The sequence below is a fragment of the Streptomyces sp. NPDC059248 genome (assembly GCF_042753905.1).
In the GTDB taxonomy this organism is placed as follows: domain Bacteria; phylum Actinomycetota; class Actinomycetes; order Streptomycetales; family Streptomycetaceae; genus Streptomyces.
The window spans coordinates 1-12,997 of sequence record NZ_JBHYZV010000132.1 but is presented as its reverse complement, the minus strand read 5'-3'; the positions used below and the strand labels follow the sequence as shown (position 1 = coordinate 12,997).

Genomic DNA, 12,997 nt, shown 5'->3' with positions numbered 1-12,997 from the left:
ATCGTGCTCGACCGCTCGTTCCTCGCGGCCTGCGCGCGTTCTCCTTCCAGACCACGACGCGCCCCTTCGGCTCACTCGCCCAATCCTGTGGCTCGGTTCGCCTCCGGGGCGCTTCAGCGGTTTTCATCGGTCGACCGTGCTCGGTCACTCGTTCCTCGCGACCTCCGCGCGCTCTCCCTGCTGAAATCCGCGCGCCCCTTCGGCTCACTCGCCCTCCGGGGCGAGGCTGCCGAGTCATCGGGGGCCGCAACCCGTCCCTTCGGCTCACTCGCCGGGTCTAGGAAAGGCGGCGTACGAGATACGCCGCGCCCCGCTCCGCCGGGCGTTCGCCCAGGTACTCCTGGTCCCGCATCTCGCACCACGCCGGGATGTCCAGACGGGCCGCCTCGTCGTCCGAGAGGACGGTCACGGTGGTGCCCACGGGGACCCGGGGGAGCAGTTTGGCCAGCTCGATCACCGGGATCGGGCAGCGCCTGCCGAGCGTGTCGAGGACCGGGGACACCACGGCCCCGCCGGTGTCCCCGGTCCCGCCTCCGGGCGACGGCGGCGGGGACACCGGTGCGCCGATCCGGGCCCGGACCCCGGCGACCAGACCCGGCAGGACCTCCAGGAAGCGGTCCACGTCCGCCGACTCCGTACCCGGCGGCAGGGACACCCGTACGTTGCCCTCGCTCAGGACGCCCATCGCCCGCAGCACATGGCTCGGCGTCAGCGTGGACGAGGTGCACGACGAACCCGACGACACCGAGAAACCCGCCCGGTCCAGCTCGTGCAGCAGGCTCTCCCCGTCGACATAGAGACAGGAGAAGGTGACGATGTGCGGCAGCCGCCGCACCGGGTCGCCGACCACCTCCACATCGGGTACGAGACCGGGGACCCGGGTACGGATCCGGTCCACCAGACCCCGCAGGCGCCCGGCCTCCGCCGCGGCCCCGGCCCGGACCGCCCGCAGGGACGCTGCGGCCGCCACGATCGCCGGCAGGTTCTCGAACCCCGCCGAACGCCCCGACTCCCGCTCGTCCGCGGGCTCCCGCGAGGCGAACCGCACCCCCTTGCGGACCGCGAGCAGCCCCACCCCGGCCGGGCCGCCCCACTTGTGCGCGCTCCCCGCCAACAAGGACCACTCCGCGTCCACCGGGCCCCAGGCCAAGGACTGGGCCGCGTCCACCAGCAGCGGAACGCCCGCCTCCAGGCAGGCCGCGGCGACCTCGGCGACGGGCTGCTCCGTACCGGTCTCGTGATTGGCGGACTGCAGACACGCCAGGGCCGCGCCCTCGCCGGAAGCGTCCGGGCGGAGCGCCGCCGCGAAGACGGACCCCTCGACCCGGCCCGACCGGTCCACCGGGACCTCCGTCACGGCGAACCGGCCCGCCGCGTGCAGTACGGAGGAGTGCTCGACCGCCGAGACCACCACCCGGCTCCCCGCCCGCCGCCGGGCCGACGCCGCCCCCGACACCCCGAGATGGACCGCGCGGGTCCCCGAAGGAGTGAAAGTGAGCTCGTCCGGGCGGCAGCCCACCGCCTCCGCCGCGGCCTCCCGCGCCGCGTCCAGCAGCAGCCGGGCCCGCCGCCCCTCCCGGTACAGCCGGGCCGGGTCGGCCCACCCCTCGTCGAGGGCGGCCAGCAGCGCCTGCCGGGCCACGGGGTGCAGGGGAGCGGAGGACGCGGCGTCGAAGTAGGGCACGCCCTCAACGTACGCCCCCCGCCGCCGCGCCCCGGCGGTGGCCCGACACGCCTCCGCCCACCCGGGCGGAACCATGGGCTCCGCGACGGGTTCCCGGCCCTCGCCCTCGGGTTCCGTTACGGCGGAGCCAACGGTTCCGCGCGCGTCGAACGCCAGGCGTTTGGGGTGGAAATCCGGCGAAAAATCGGGGGGATTCCACCCCTTCAGGGGGTCGGACGGCGCGTTGGGCACCCTCCCCGCGCGACCCCAAATAGCGTCCAGTAGGGTTTGGTCCGCATAAACATCCAAACCCCTGCCCGCGTCAGGGCCGGCGACCGACCAGACGGCCGCACCCGTCGCGCGCGGGCCGAGACTCTCGGGAAGGCGCTACGTGAGTCCCAACGGCTCCGACCGCTCGTCGCGGCGCCCGATGCGGCGGAAGCTGCCGCAGGTGCTGACTGCGGGCCTGATCCTGGTTACCGCCACCGGTTGCGAATACACCTGGGAAGACTTCCCCCGGCTGGGCATGCCCACGCCGGTCACGGAAGAGGCGCCCATCATCCTCTCCCTCTGGCAGGGCTCGTGGGCGGCAGCGCTCGTCACGGGTGTCCTCGTCTGGGGACTGATCCTGTGGAGCGTGTTCTTCCACCGGCGCAGCCGCACCAAGGTGGAGGTCCCTCCGCAGACCCGCTACAACCTCCCCATCGAGGCGCTGTACACCGTCGTCCCCCTCATCATCGTGTCGGTCTTCTTCTACTTCACCGCGCGTGACGAGTCGAAGATCCTCGCCCTGAAGGAGCCGAAGCACACGATCAACGTGGTCGGCTACCAGTGGAGCTGGGGCTTCAACTACATCCAGAACGTCCCCGGCTCGACGGGTGACGCCAAGACGGACAAGAACCTCGAGGCCATCCCGGACAAGTGGCGGAAGGACCTCCCCGCGAACGCGGGCGGCGTCTGGGAAGCCGGCATCCCCGGCACCCGCAACCCCGAGACCGGCAACCCGGGGCCGACCCTGGTCCTCCCCAAGGGCGAGAAGGTCCGCTTCATCCTGACGTCGCGTGATGTCATCCACTCTTTCTGGGTCGTGCCGTTCCTCTTCAAGCAGGACGTCATCCCCGGCCACACCAACGCGTTCGAGGTGACCGCCACCCAGGAGGGCACCTTCCTCGGCAAGTGCGCCGAGCTCTGCGGCGTCGACCACTCCCGGATGCTCTTCAACGTCAAGGTGGTCTCCCCCGCGGAGTACCAGAAGTACCTGAAGGAGCTGGCGGACAAGGGTCAGACCGGGTACATCCCGGCCGGTATCGCGCAGACCACGCCGGCCATCAACGCGGAGAAGAAGCAACTGTGAGCATCCTCAACGAATCCCAGGGTGCCGCCGCGACCGACGACTCGTACGAGAACGAGCTGCCGGTCCGGCGCAAGCAGCCCGGCAACGTGGTGGTGAAGTGGCTGACCACCACCGACCACAAGACCATCGGTACGCTCTACCTGGTCACGTCGTTCGTGTTCTTCGTCATCGGTGGCGTGATGGCGCTCTTCATGCGCGCCGAACTCGCTCGTCCCGGCACGCAGATCATGTCGAACGAGCAGTTCAACCAGGCGTTCACGATGCACGGCACGATCATGCTGCTGATGTTCGCGACGCCGCTGTTCGCCGGATTCGCCAACTGGATCATGCCGCTCCAGATCGGCGCGCCCGATGTGGCGTTCCCGCGGCTGAACATGTTCGCGTACTGGCTCTACCTGTTCGGGTCGCTCATCGCGGTGGCCGGCTTCCTCACCCCGCAGGGTGCGGCCGACTTCGGCTGGTTCGCCTACTCCCCGCTGTCGGACGCGGTCCGCTCGCCGGGCGTCGGCGCCGATATGTGGATCATGGGCCTGGCCCTCTCCGGCTTCGGCACGATCCTCGGCTCGGTCAACTTCATCACCACGATCATCTGCATGCGCGCTCCCGGCATGACGATGTTCCGGATGCCGATCTTCACCTGGAACGTGCTGCTCACCGGTGTACTGGTGCTGCTCGCCTTCCCGGTCCTCGCCGCCGCGCTCTTCGCGCTGGAGGCGGACCGTAAATTCGGCGCCCATATCTTCGACGCCGCGAACGGCGGTGCGCTGCTCTGGCAACACCTCTTCTGGTTCTTCGGCCATCCAGAGGTGTACATCATCGCCCTGCCGTTCTTCGGCATCGTCTCGGAGATCATTCCGGTGTTCTCCCGCAAGCCGATGTTCGGCTACATGGGTCTGGTCGCGGCCACCATCGCCATCGCCGGTCTCTCGGTGACGGTCTGGGCGCACCACATGTACGTCACCGGCGGCGTGCTACTGCCGTTCTTCTCCTTCATGACGTTCCTCATCGCGGTACCGACCGGTGTGAAGTTCTTCAACTGGATCGGCACGATGTGGAAGGGGTCCCTCTCCTTCGAGACCCCGATGCTGTGGACGATCGGCTTCCTGATCACCTTCACCTTCGGTGGTCTGACCGGTGTCATCCTGGCCTCGCCGCCGCTGGACTTCCACGTCTCCGACTCGTACTTCGTCGTCGCGCACTTCCACTACGTCGTCTTCGGCACCGTGGTCTTCGCGATGTTCGCCGGCTTCCACTTCTGGTGGCCCAAGTTCACCGGCAAGATGCTGGACGAGCGGCTCGGCAAGATCACCTTCTGGACGCTGTTCCTCGGCTTCCACGGCACCTTCCTGGTCCAGCACTGGCTGGGTGCCGAGGGCATGCCGCGCCGGTACGCCGACTATCTGGCGGCCGACGGCTTCACGGCCCTGAACACCATCTCCACGATCGCCTCCTTCGTCCTCGGCGCGTCGCTCCTGCCGTTCTTCTACAACGTCTGGAAGACCGCCAAGTACGGCAAGAAGGTCGAGGTCGACGACCCGTGGGGTTACGGCCGCTCACTCGAATGGGCGACGTCGTGCCCGCCTCCGCGGCACAACTTCCTCACCCTCCCGCGGATCCGTTCGGAATCCCCGGCGTTCGATCTGCACCACCCCGAGATCGCGGCTCTGGACCAGCTCGACCACACCGACACCGCCCTCACCACCGGGAAGGAGTCCGGCAAGTGAAGATCCAGGGACGGATGTTCATCTGGCTGGCCGTCTTCATCCTCGCCGTCGCCGTCCTCTACGGCGTCTGGTCGAAGGAGCCGGCCGGAACCACCGCGCTCTTCATGGCCTTCGGCCTGAGCCTCATGGTCGGTTTCTACCTGGCCTTCACGGCCAAGCGGGTCGACGCCATGGCCCAGGACGACAAGGAGGCCGATGTCGCGGACGAGGCCGGCGAGCTGGGCTTCTTCGCCCCGCACAGCTGGCAGCCGCTCTTCCTCGCGGCAGGCGGCGCGCTCGCCTTCCTCTCGGTGGCGGTCGGCTGGTGGCTGATGTACTTCTCGGCGCCGGTCATCCTCCTCGGCATCTGGGGCTGGGTCTTCGAGTACTACCGGGGCGAGAACCAGAACCAGTAGTCACCCGTAGTCATCGGTAGGGCCGTGTCAACGGCACACACCGGGCCCGGGTCCCCTTTCACCCAGGGGGACCCGGGCCCTCCCCTTTTGTACGTACCCAGCGCGCCCCCGGGAGGCGATCTTCCTACGGTATGAGCTATGAACCACACGCCCCGGTTTCGTACCGCTCTCCGCTGCTCCCTGCTGCTGGTCTCCCTCGGGGCGGTGGCGATCGCCTGTGGCGAGGCCGACCCCGATCCGCTGACGACCAAGCCCTACGACGCGGCCAAGCAGGTCACCTTCAACACACCCCACGGGAGTACCAAGGTCGACCCGGACAAGCCGCTGGAGGTCACGGTCAAGCGTGACGAGGGGCGCATCATGGACGTCTCCGTGACCGATGACACCGGGCACCACCTGGCGGGCGAGCTCTCCGCCGACGGGGTCCGCTGGCGCTCCACGGGCTCGCTGTCCGCCGGGGCCAGATACACCGCCAGGGTCGCCACCGAGAACGCCGAGGGCTCCCCGGGCGCCCGTACGCTCACCTTCGCGACCGCCGCCGCCAAGGACAAGCTCACCGTCGAGTTCGCCCCGGAGAGCGGGGAGTACGGCGTCGGCCAGCCGATCATCGCCGAGCTGAGCGGCCCGGTCGACAAGGCGTCCCGCAAGGCCGTGGAACGCGGCCTCAAGGTGGACGTCAAACCCGGTGTCGAAGGCGCCTGGCACTGGCTCAACGACGACGTCCTGCACTACCGGCCCAAGGAGTACTGGCCCGCGGGCGGCAAGGTCACGGTCACCAACAACCTCCAGGGTGTGAAGATCGCCAAGGGCCTCTACGGCGGCCCGCCCGGCGAACCCCTGACGATGGAGTTCGGCGACCGTCTGGAGGCGATCGTGGACGCCTCGTCGCACTGGATGACGGTGCTCCGCAACGGCGAGGTGGAGACCACCCTCCCGATCACCACCGGCAAGCCGGGCTTCGCCACCCGCAACGGCGTCAAGGTCGTCCTGGGCAAGGAGTACTTCGTCCGGATGCGCGGCTCCAGCGTCGGCATCGGCGGCTCCGAGGCGTACAACCTGCCCGTGTACTACGCCACCCGGGTCACCTGGAGCGGCGAGTACGTGCACGCCGCGCCCTGGTCCCTCGGCTCGCACGGCTACGCCAACGTCAGTCACGGCTGTACCGGCATGTCGACCAGGAACGCCGCCTGGTTCTACGAGACCTTCAAGGAAGGCGACCTCGTCGAGGTGATCAACAGCATCGGCGAGGACATGGACGTCTTCGGCAACGGCTACGGCGACTGGAACATGGAGTGGGACGAGTGGCGCGAGGGCAGCGCCCTGCGCGCCGAGACCAAGCCCGACGGAAGCGGCCCCGCCGACGCCGCCCGGCTCCGCCCGCGGCTCTGACCCCGTCCGCCCGCGGCCCTGTTCCCCCGTACGGCCCCCCAACGCGCTCAGGGGGCCGTACGGGCACGGCGGCACCCCCGGGTGCCCCCGGCGTCCGAAAAGCGGAATGAGGGCCTCTACGGACGGCCTCCGGCCGTTCGCAGGGCCCTCGGGGTTCCCCCGAACGAGGGAACCGTCCGCTCAGACGTCCACCGCGGTACGGCTCCGCAGCAGGGCCGCCAGCGCCTCGGCGAACTCCACCGGGTCCACCGGCAGCGTCACCGCGGCCTCGGCCCGGCTCCACGTCGCCAGCCAGGCGTCCTGCGGCCTGCCGATCAGCAGCAGCACCGGCGGGCAGGCGAAGATCTCGTCCTTGATCTGGCGGCAGACGCCCATCCCGCCCGCGGGCACCGTCTCCCCGTCCAGCACACAGACGTCGATCCCGCCCGCCTCCAGCCGGGAGAGCACGGCGGGCAGGGTGGCGCACTCCACGAACTCGACCGGGGGGACGTCGGGGGCGGGCCGCCGTCCCGCGGCGAGCCGCACCTGTTCACGGGTGTTGGCGTCGTCGCTGTAGACCAGCACGGTGGCGGTCGGCTGCATCGTTCCTCCGCGTCGTCGGACCCTGGTACCGATGGGGCGGATGCTACTCCGTCCAACTGCGGCCCGACAGCCGCCCGACACCGGGTTCCGGGCTCCGGCGATGGGCCGTTCGAGCTGGGTAGGGGCCACTGACGCGCCGAACGGCACCCCCCGGAGTGAGGGCGGGATAAGCGACCGACATAATGTCGGTCGTGGCGACAGCAACGACAGTAGATATCGGGCACGCGCACCCGTCGGTCAATCGACCGAACCTCACCAGCGTCGGAACCATCATCTGGCTGAGTTCCGAGCTGATGTTCTTCGCGGCCCTCTTCGCGATGTACTTCACTCTGCGATCGGTGACGGGTGCCGACTTCTGGAGTGAGCGGGCGGACCTGCTCAACTTTCCCTTCTCGGCGACGAACACCACGATCCTGGTGCTCTCCTCACTCACCTGTCAGCTCGGCGTTTTCGCCGCCGAGCGCGGTGATGTGAAGAAGCTGCGATCGTGGTTCATCGTCACCTTCGTCATGGGTGCGATCTTCATCGGCGGCCAGGTGTACGAGTACACCGAGCTGGTCCAGCACGGTCTCTCCCTGAAGTCGGACCCCTACGGTTCGGTCTTCTACCTGACGACCGGCTTCCACGGACTCCACGTCCTCGGCGGGCTCATCGCCTTCCTGCTGGTCCTCGGCCGTACCTACGCGGCCCGGCGCTTCACCCATGAGCAGGCGACCGCCGCCATCGTCGTGTCGTACTACTGGCACTTCGTCGATGTCGTCTGGATCGGCCTCTTCCTCACGATCTACATGATCAAGTAACGGGGCGGGCGCTCACCGCCTGACCAGGCGGCCGGCACCGGGGCGAACTCCGGGGCGACCGCCGAATCACGCAGACAGACGCAGTCAGACGCAGACAGACACCAGTCCAGAAGCACGACGCAGAAAATCCTGACACCGGGGTAATCCGTGAAAAAGCTCTCCGCACGACGACGCCATCCGCTGGCGGCCATCGTCGTCCTACTCCTCGCGCTGGCGGCCACCGGGGGGCTGTACGCCGCGTTCGCACCCGCGGACACGGCACAGGCTGACGAAACCGCCCAGTCCCTCGCCATCGAGGAGGGCAAGAAGCTCTATACCGTCGGTTGCGCGAGCTGCCACGGAATGGGCGGCGAGGGCACCACCGACGGGCCAAGCCTGGTCGGTGTCGGCTCCGCCGCGGTCGACTTCCAGGTCACCACCGGCCGGATGCCGGCCCAGCAGCCCGGCGCCCAGGTGCCGAAGAAGCCGGCCGTCTACACCCAGGCCGAGGTCGACCAGCTCGCGGCGTTCGTCGCCTCCTTCGGCGCCGGCCCGATCACACCGACCGAGAAGCAGTACAGCCCCACTGGCGCGGACGTCGCCAGGGGCGGCGACCTGTTCCGTAACAACTGTGCCCAGTGCCACAACTTCGCGGGCAAGGGCGGTGCGCTGACCAACGGCAAGTACGCCCCGAGCCTCGAGGGCGTCAGCGCCAAGCACATCTACGAGGCCATGCAGACCGGCCCGCAGAACATGCCCTCCTTCCCCGACGGGGTCATGCCCGAGAAGGAGAAGAAGGAGATCATCGCCTACGTCCTGGAGACGAACGACAGCCAGGCGGAGAGCCCCGGTGGCTTCTCCCTCGGCGCTCTCGGCCCCGTGAGTGAGGGTCTCTTCGCCTGGGTCTTCGGGCTCGGCGCGCTGATCGCAGTTGCCGTCTGGGTCGCGGCCCACACCGCTAAGGCCAAGAAGTCATGAGTAGCCAAGACATTCCAGAAGAGAACCTGCCGGACGAGCAGGGCGCCGCGCACACCGCGGCCGGGGGCGGCTCCGCCGTGACCCCGCACAAGGGCGGCACCGCCGACCCGTTCGCCGACCCGGGCATGCCGGTCCACAAACCGCGCATCCAGGACATCGACGAGCGGGCCGCCAAGCGGTCCGAGCGCACCGTCGCCTTCCTGTTCACGCTGTCGATGCTGGCGACGGTGGGCTTTATCGCCTGCTACGTCATCTTCCCCATCGACAAGATCGTGTACATCTGGCCGTTCGGTCACATCAGCGCGCTGAACTTCTCCCTCGGTCTGACCCTGGGCGTCGCCCTCTTCTGCATCGGCGCGGGCGCGGTCCACTGGGCCCGTACCCTGATGTCCGATGTCGAGGTCGCCGACGACCGGCACCCGATCGAGGCGTCCCCCGAGGTCAAGGCCCAGGTCATGGCCGACTGGCGGGCGGGCAACGAGGAGTCCGGCTTCGGCCGCCGCAAGCTGATCCGCAACACCATGTTCGGCGCGATGGCCCTGGTGCCGCTCTCCGGTGTGGTGCTGCTGCGCGACCTCGGTCCGCTGCCGGAGAAGAAGCTCCGCTCCACCCTGTGGGCCAAGGGCAAGCAGCTCATCAACATGAACACCAATGAGCCGCTGCGTCCCGAGGACATCACGGTCGGCTCGCTGGTCTTCGCCAGCCCCGAGGGCCTCGACCCGCACGCCCACGACTGGCAGATCCAGATGGGCAAGGCCGCCCTGATGCTCGTCCGGATCAAGCCGGAGGACATCAAGGACAAGCGCGAGCTGGACTGGTCGCACGACGGCATCGTCGCCTTCTCCAAGGTCTGCACCCACGTCGGCTGCCCGATCAGCCTCTACGAGCAGCAGACGCACCACGTGCTGTGCCCGTGTCACCAATCCACCTTCGACCTCTCCGACGGCGCCCGGGTCATCTTCGGCCCGGCGGGTCACCCGCTTCCGCAGCTGCGGATCGGTGTGAACGCCGAGGGGAACCTCCAGGCGCTCGGCGACTTCGAAGAGCCCGTCGGTGCCTCCTTCTGGGAGCGCGGATGAGTACTACGACCTCTGAGAACAAGCAGCCCGCGCAGCCCGCGGGCAAGGCGGCGCCCGCGGGCGAGCGGGTCGCCGACTGGGCCGACGGCCGGCTGGGGATCTACTCGCTGGCCAAGGCCAATATGCGGAAGATCTTCCCGGACCACTGGTCCTTCATGCTCGGCGAGATCTGCCTCTACAGCTTTGTCATCATCATCCTCACGGGTGTGTATCTGACGCTGTTCTTCAACCCGTCGATGACCGAGATCGTCTACGAGGGCAGCTACGTCCCCCTCCAGGGCGTGAAGGTGTCCGAGGCGTTCGCCTCGACCATGGACATCAGCTTCGACGTCCGCGGCGGTCTGCTGATCCGCCAGATCCACCACTGGGCCGCGCTGATCTTCGTCGCCGCGATGATGGTCCACATGATGCGCGTCTTCTTCACCGGCGCGTTCCGCAAGCCGCGCGAGGTCAACTGGCTGTTCGGCTTCCTGCTGCTGGTCCTGGGCATGTTCACCGGTTTCACCGGTTACTCGCTCCCGGACGACCTGATCTCCGGTACCGGTGTCCGCTTCATGCAGGGCGCGATCCTGTCCGTGCCGATCGTCGGTACGTACATCTCGATGTTCCTCTTCGGCGGCGAGTTCCCCGGCCACGACTTCGTGCCCAGGTTCTACTCGATCCACATCCTGCTGCTGCCCGGCATCATGATGGCGCTGCTGGTCGGCCATCTGATCCTCGTCGTGTACCACAAGCACACGCAGTACGCGGGTCCCGGCCGGACCAACAAGAACGTCGTCGGCATGCCGCTGCTGCCGGTCTACATGGCCAAGGCCGGAGGCTTCTTCTTCCTGGTCTTCGGTGTGATCTCGGTGGTCGCGGCGATCGCGACGCTCAACCCGGTCTGGACGGTCGGTCCCTACCGGGTCGACCAAGTGTCGACGGGCGCGCAACCCGACTGGTACATGGGCTTCGCCGAAGGACTCATCCGGGTGATGCCCGGCTGGGAGATCAACGCGTGGGGCCATACCCTGGCCCTGGGCGTGTTCATCCCGCTGGTCATCTTCCCGCTGGTACTGGGCGCGATCGCGGTCTACCCGTTCATCGAGTCCTGGGTCACCGGCGACAAGCGCGAGCACCACATCCTGGACCGCCCGCGCAACGCCCCGACCCGTACCGCCTTCGGTGTGGCATGGCTGGTCGCGTACTTCATCATGTTGCTGGGCGGCGGCAACGACCTGTTCGCCACCCACTTCCACATGTCGATCAACGCGATCACCTGGTTCGTCCGGATCTTCTTCTTCGTCGGACCGGTCCTGGCGTTCATCATCACCAAGCGCATCTGCCTGGGTCTCCAGCGCCGCGACCGCGACAAGGTGCTGCACGGTCGCGAGACCGGCATCATCAAGCGGCTGCCGCACGGTGAGTTCATCGAGGTGCACGAGCCGATCAGCCAGGCGGACCTGCACACCCTCACCGCGCACACCCAGCACGAGCCGATCGAGCTCGGCCCCGAGGTCGACGAGAACGGCGTGCGCCGGAAGGTCTCCCTCGTCCAGAAGTTCCGCGCGAAGCTCAGCAAGGGCTACTACGGCGAGGGGAACCAGATCCCCAAGGCCACGCGGGAAGAGTACGAGGAGATCGCCGCCGCCCATGGTCACGGCCATGGCCACGGTGAGCACGAGGAGGTCACCAGCGGCAAGCACTGACCGCTGAAGCGTCGCCACGGCAAGAGCCCCGTCCACTGCCCGGACGGGGCTCTTTGCCGTGCCCCGCGCTGGATAGGGTGGGGCGTGCACCTCTTACTCGCGATGGACCCCAGGAGCGGACCATGAACGTTGTGACCCCGGTTGGCGGCGACAGCGTGGCGGCCCACTCCTGGCCGGCCGTCATCGACTCCCTGCTCGGCAACCACGACCAGAGCGCGGACGCCACGGCGTGGGCGATGGACCGGATCCTCAGCGGCGAGGCGACCGACGCCCAGATCGCCGGGTTCGCGGTGGCGCTGCGGGCCAAGGGCGAGACGGTGGCGGAGATCTCCGGCCTCGTCCGGACCATGTACGAGCACGCCAATCTGATCGAGGTACCCGGCCCCAGCGTCGACATCGTCGGTACGGGCGGCGACGGCGCGAAGACCGTCAATATCTCCACCATGGCGTCGATCGTGGTCGCCGGGACCGGGGCGAAGGTCGTCAAACACGGCAACCGCGCCGCCTCCAGCGCGTCCGGGGCGTCCGACGTCCTGGAGAAGCTGGGCGTCAATCTGGAGCTGACCCCGCGGCGGGTCGCCGAGGTCGCCGAGGAAGCGGGCATCACGTTCTGCTTTGCCGTCAAGTTCCATCCGGCGCTGCGGTACGTGGCGGCGGCGCGCAAGGAACTCGGCATCCGCACCACGTTCAACTTCCTGGGCCCGCTGACGAACCCGGCCCGCGTCCGGGCCCAGGCCACCGGTGTCGCCGACGCCCGGATGGCCCCGATCATGGCCGGGGTCCTGGCCGAGCGCGGCTCGTCGGCGCTGGTCTTCCGGGGCGACGACGGTCTGGACGAGCTGACGACCACGGCGACGTCCCGGGTGTGGATCGTCCGGGACGGCACGGTCCGCGAGGAGGCGTTCGACCCCCGTGACGTGGGGATCGACCTGGTCCCCGTCGAGGCGTTGAGAGGCGCGGACGCGTCGTACAACGCGGAGGTCGCCCACCGGGTGCTGGCGGGGGAGCGGGGCCCGGTACGGGACGCGGTCCTCCTCAACGCGGCGGCCGCGCTGGCGGCGCTCTCCCCGACGGACGCGCCGCTCACGGACCGGATCTCCGCGGGTCTCGCGCGCGCGGCCGAATCCGTCGACTCGGGCGCGGCCTCCGGCACCCTCACCCGCTGGATCCGCGCCACAACGCGCGCCTAGCGTTCCGGGGGGCGTTCCCCCCCGGAGTCCCCTCGGAGCGCGACGCCCTTCCGAGGACTCGCGCTCCCCGGCGGGGTCGTTTCCCGTCCGCGGCCCGGTGGGTGGCTTGTCGCGCAGTTCCCCGCGCCCCTGGATACCCGACGTACCGTCCTGCGGGAGGTGGAGGCTTTTAGGGG

Annotated in this window: 11 protein-coding genes; 9 read left to right on the top strand and 2 right to left on the bottom strand. The window is 68.7% G+C overall.

The window, feature by feature from the left end; genetic code table 11:
* Positions 1-277: 277 nt before the first annotated feature.
* Positions 278-1,684 carry a cysteine desulfurase/sulfurtransferase TusA family protein gene (locus tag ACFXG1_RS32105; RefSeq protein WP_384711999.1) on the bottom strand — a complete coding sequence of 469 codons (1,407 nt, stop codon included), beginning with the start codon at positions 1,682-1,684 and terminating at the stop codon, positions 278-280.
* A 370-nt stretch (positions 1,685-2,054) separates the two neighbouring features.
* Here ACFXG1_RS32105 and coxB point away from each other — a divergent pair, with 370 nt between their 5' ends.
* From coxB to ACFXG1_RS32085, 4 genes are all read left to right on the top strand, one after another.
* Entirely contained in the window at positions 2,055-3,017 is a 963-nt protein-coding gene (coxB, locus tag ACFXG1_RS32100) for a cytochrome c oxidase subunit II (protein WP_384711996.1), read from the top strand.
* Complete coding sequence (gene ctaD / locus ACFXG1_RS32095; protein ID WP_384711992.1) at positions 3,014-4,741, top strand: cytochrome c oxidase subunit I; 1,728 nt, start codon at positions 3,014-3,016, stop codon at positions 4,739-4,741. Before coxB ends, ctaD begins: the two co-directional genes overlap by 4 nt.
* Complete coding sequence (locus ACFXG1_RS32090) at positions 4,738-5,136, top strand: cytochrome c oxidase subunit 4 (RefSeq protein WP_384711989.1); 399 nt, start codon at positions 4,738-4,740, stop codon at positions 5,134-5,136. The genes ctaD and ACFXG1_RS32090 overlap by 4 nt, the downstream gene beginning before the upstream one ends.
* A 138-nt stretch (positions 5,137-5,274) precedes the next feature.
* Positions 5,275-6,525 carry an Ig-like domain-containing protein gene (locus ACFXG1_RS32085; RefSeq protein WP_384711986.1) on the top strand — a complete coding sequence of 417 codons (1,251 nt, stop codon included), beginning with the start codon at positions 5,275-5,277 and terminating at the stop codon, positions 6,523-6,525.
* A gap of 180 nt (positions 6,526-6,705) precedes the next feature.
* On the opposite strand, the gene ACFXG1_RS32080 is transcribed toward ACFXG1_RS32085, so the two are convergent.
* Entirely contained in the window at positions 6,706-7,107 is a 402-nt protein-coding gene (locus ACFXG1_RS32080; protein WP_384711983.1) for a hypothetical protein, read from the bottom strand.
* Positions 7,108-7,289: 182 nt separating this feature from the next.
* On the opposite strand from ACFXG1_RS32080, the gene ACFXG1_RS32075 reads away from it, so the two are divergent.
* The 5 genes from ACFXG1_RS32075 to trpD all read left to right on the top strand — a co-directional run bounded on the left by ACFXG1_RS32075 (position 7,290) and on the right by trpD (position 12,821).
* Positions 7,290-7,907: a heme-copper oxidase subunit III gene (locus ACFXG1_RS32075; RefSeq protein WP_384711980.1), complete on the top strand. Its 618-nt coding sequence runs from the start codon at positions 7,290-7,292 to the stop codon at positions 7,905-7,907.
* A gap of 147 nt (positions 7,908-8,054) precedes the next feature.
* Positions 8,055-8,864: a c-type cytochrome gene (locus tag ACFXG1_RS32070; protein WP_384711977.1), complete on the top strand. Its 810-nt coding sequence runs from the start codon at positions 8,055-8,057 to the stop codon at positions 8,862-8,864.
* Positions 8,861-9,943, top strand: coding sequence for a Rieske 2Fe-2S domain-containing protein (locus tag ACFXG1_RS32065; RefSeq protein ID WP_384711974.1), 1,083 nt, complete (start codon positions 8,861-8,863; stop codon positions 9,941-9,943). Before ACFXG1_RS32070 ends, ACFXG1_RS32065 begins: the two co-directional genes overlap by 4 nt.
* Positions 9,940-11,631 (top strand): cytochrome bc complex cytochrome b subunit, encoded by a 1,692-nt coding sequence (locus ACFXG1_RS32060; protein WP_384711971.1) that lies wholly within the window; start codon positions 9,940-9,942, stop codon positions 11,629-11,631. Before ACFXG1_RS32065 ends, ACFXG1_RS32060 begins: the two co-directional genes overlap by 4 nt.
* Before the next feature lie 122 nt (positions 11,632-11,753).
* Positions 11,754-12,821 (top strand): anthranilate phosphoribosyltransferase, encoded by a 1,068-nt coding sequence (trpD, locus tag ACFXG1_RS32055; protein WP_384711968.1) that lies wholly within the window; start codon positions 11,754-11,756, stop codon positions 12,819-12,821.
* Positions 12,822-12,997: the final 176 nt, after the last annotated feature.

What these genes read in the sequence shown, in the direction of transcription:
- ACFXG1_RS32080 (WP_384711983.1), bottom strand. Translation starts at nt 7,107, where the DNA reads ATGCAGCCGACCGCCACCGTGCTGGTCTACAGCGACGACGCCAACACC.
- ACFXG1_RS32065 (WP_384711974.1), top strand. Translation starts at nt 8,861, where the DNA reads ATGAGTAGCCAAGACATTCCAGAAGAGAACCTGCCGGACGAGCAGGGC.
- ACFXG1_RS32060 (WP_384711971.1), top strand. Translation starts at nt 9,940, where the DNA reads ATGAGTACTACGACCTCTGAGAACAAGCAGCCCGCGCAGCCCGCGGGC.
- ACFXG1_RS32075 (WP_384711980.1), top strand. Translation starts at nt 7,290, where the DNA reads ATGTCGGTCGTGGCGACAGCAACGACAGTAGATATCGGGCACGCGCAC.
- ACFXG1_RS32085 (WP_384711986.1), top strand. Translation starts at nt 5,275, where the DNA reads ATGAACCACACGCCCCGGTTTCGTACCGCTCTCCGCTGCTCCCTGCTG.
- trpD (WP_384711968.1), top strand. Translation starts at nt 11,754, where the DNA reads ATGAACGTTGTGACCCCGGTTGGCGGCGACAGCGTGGCGGCCCACTCC.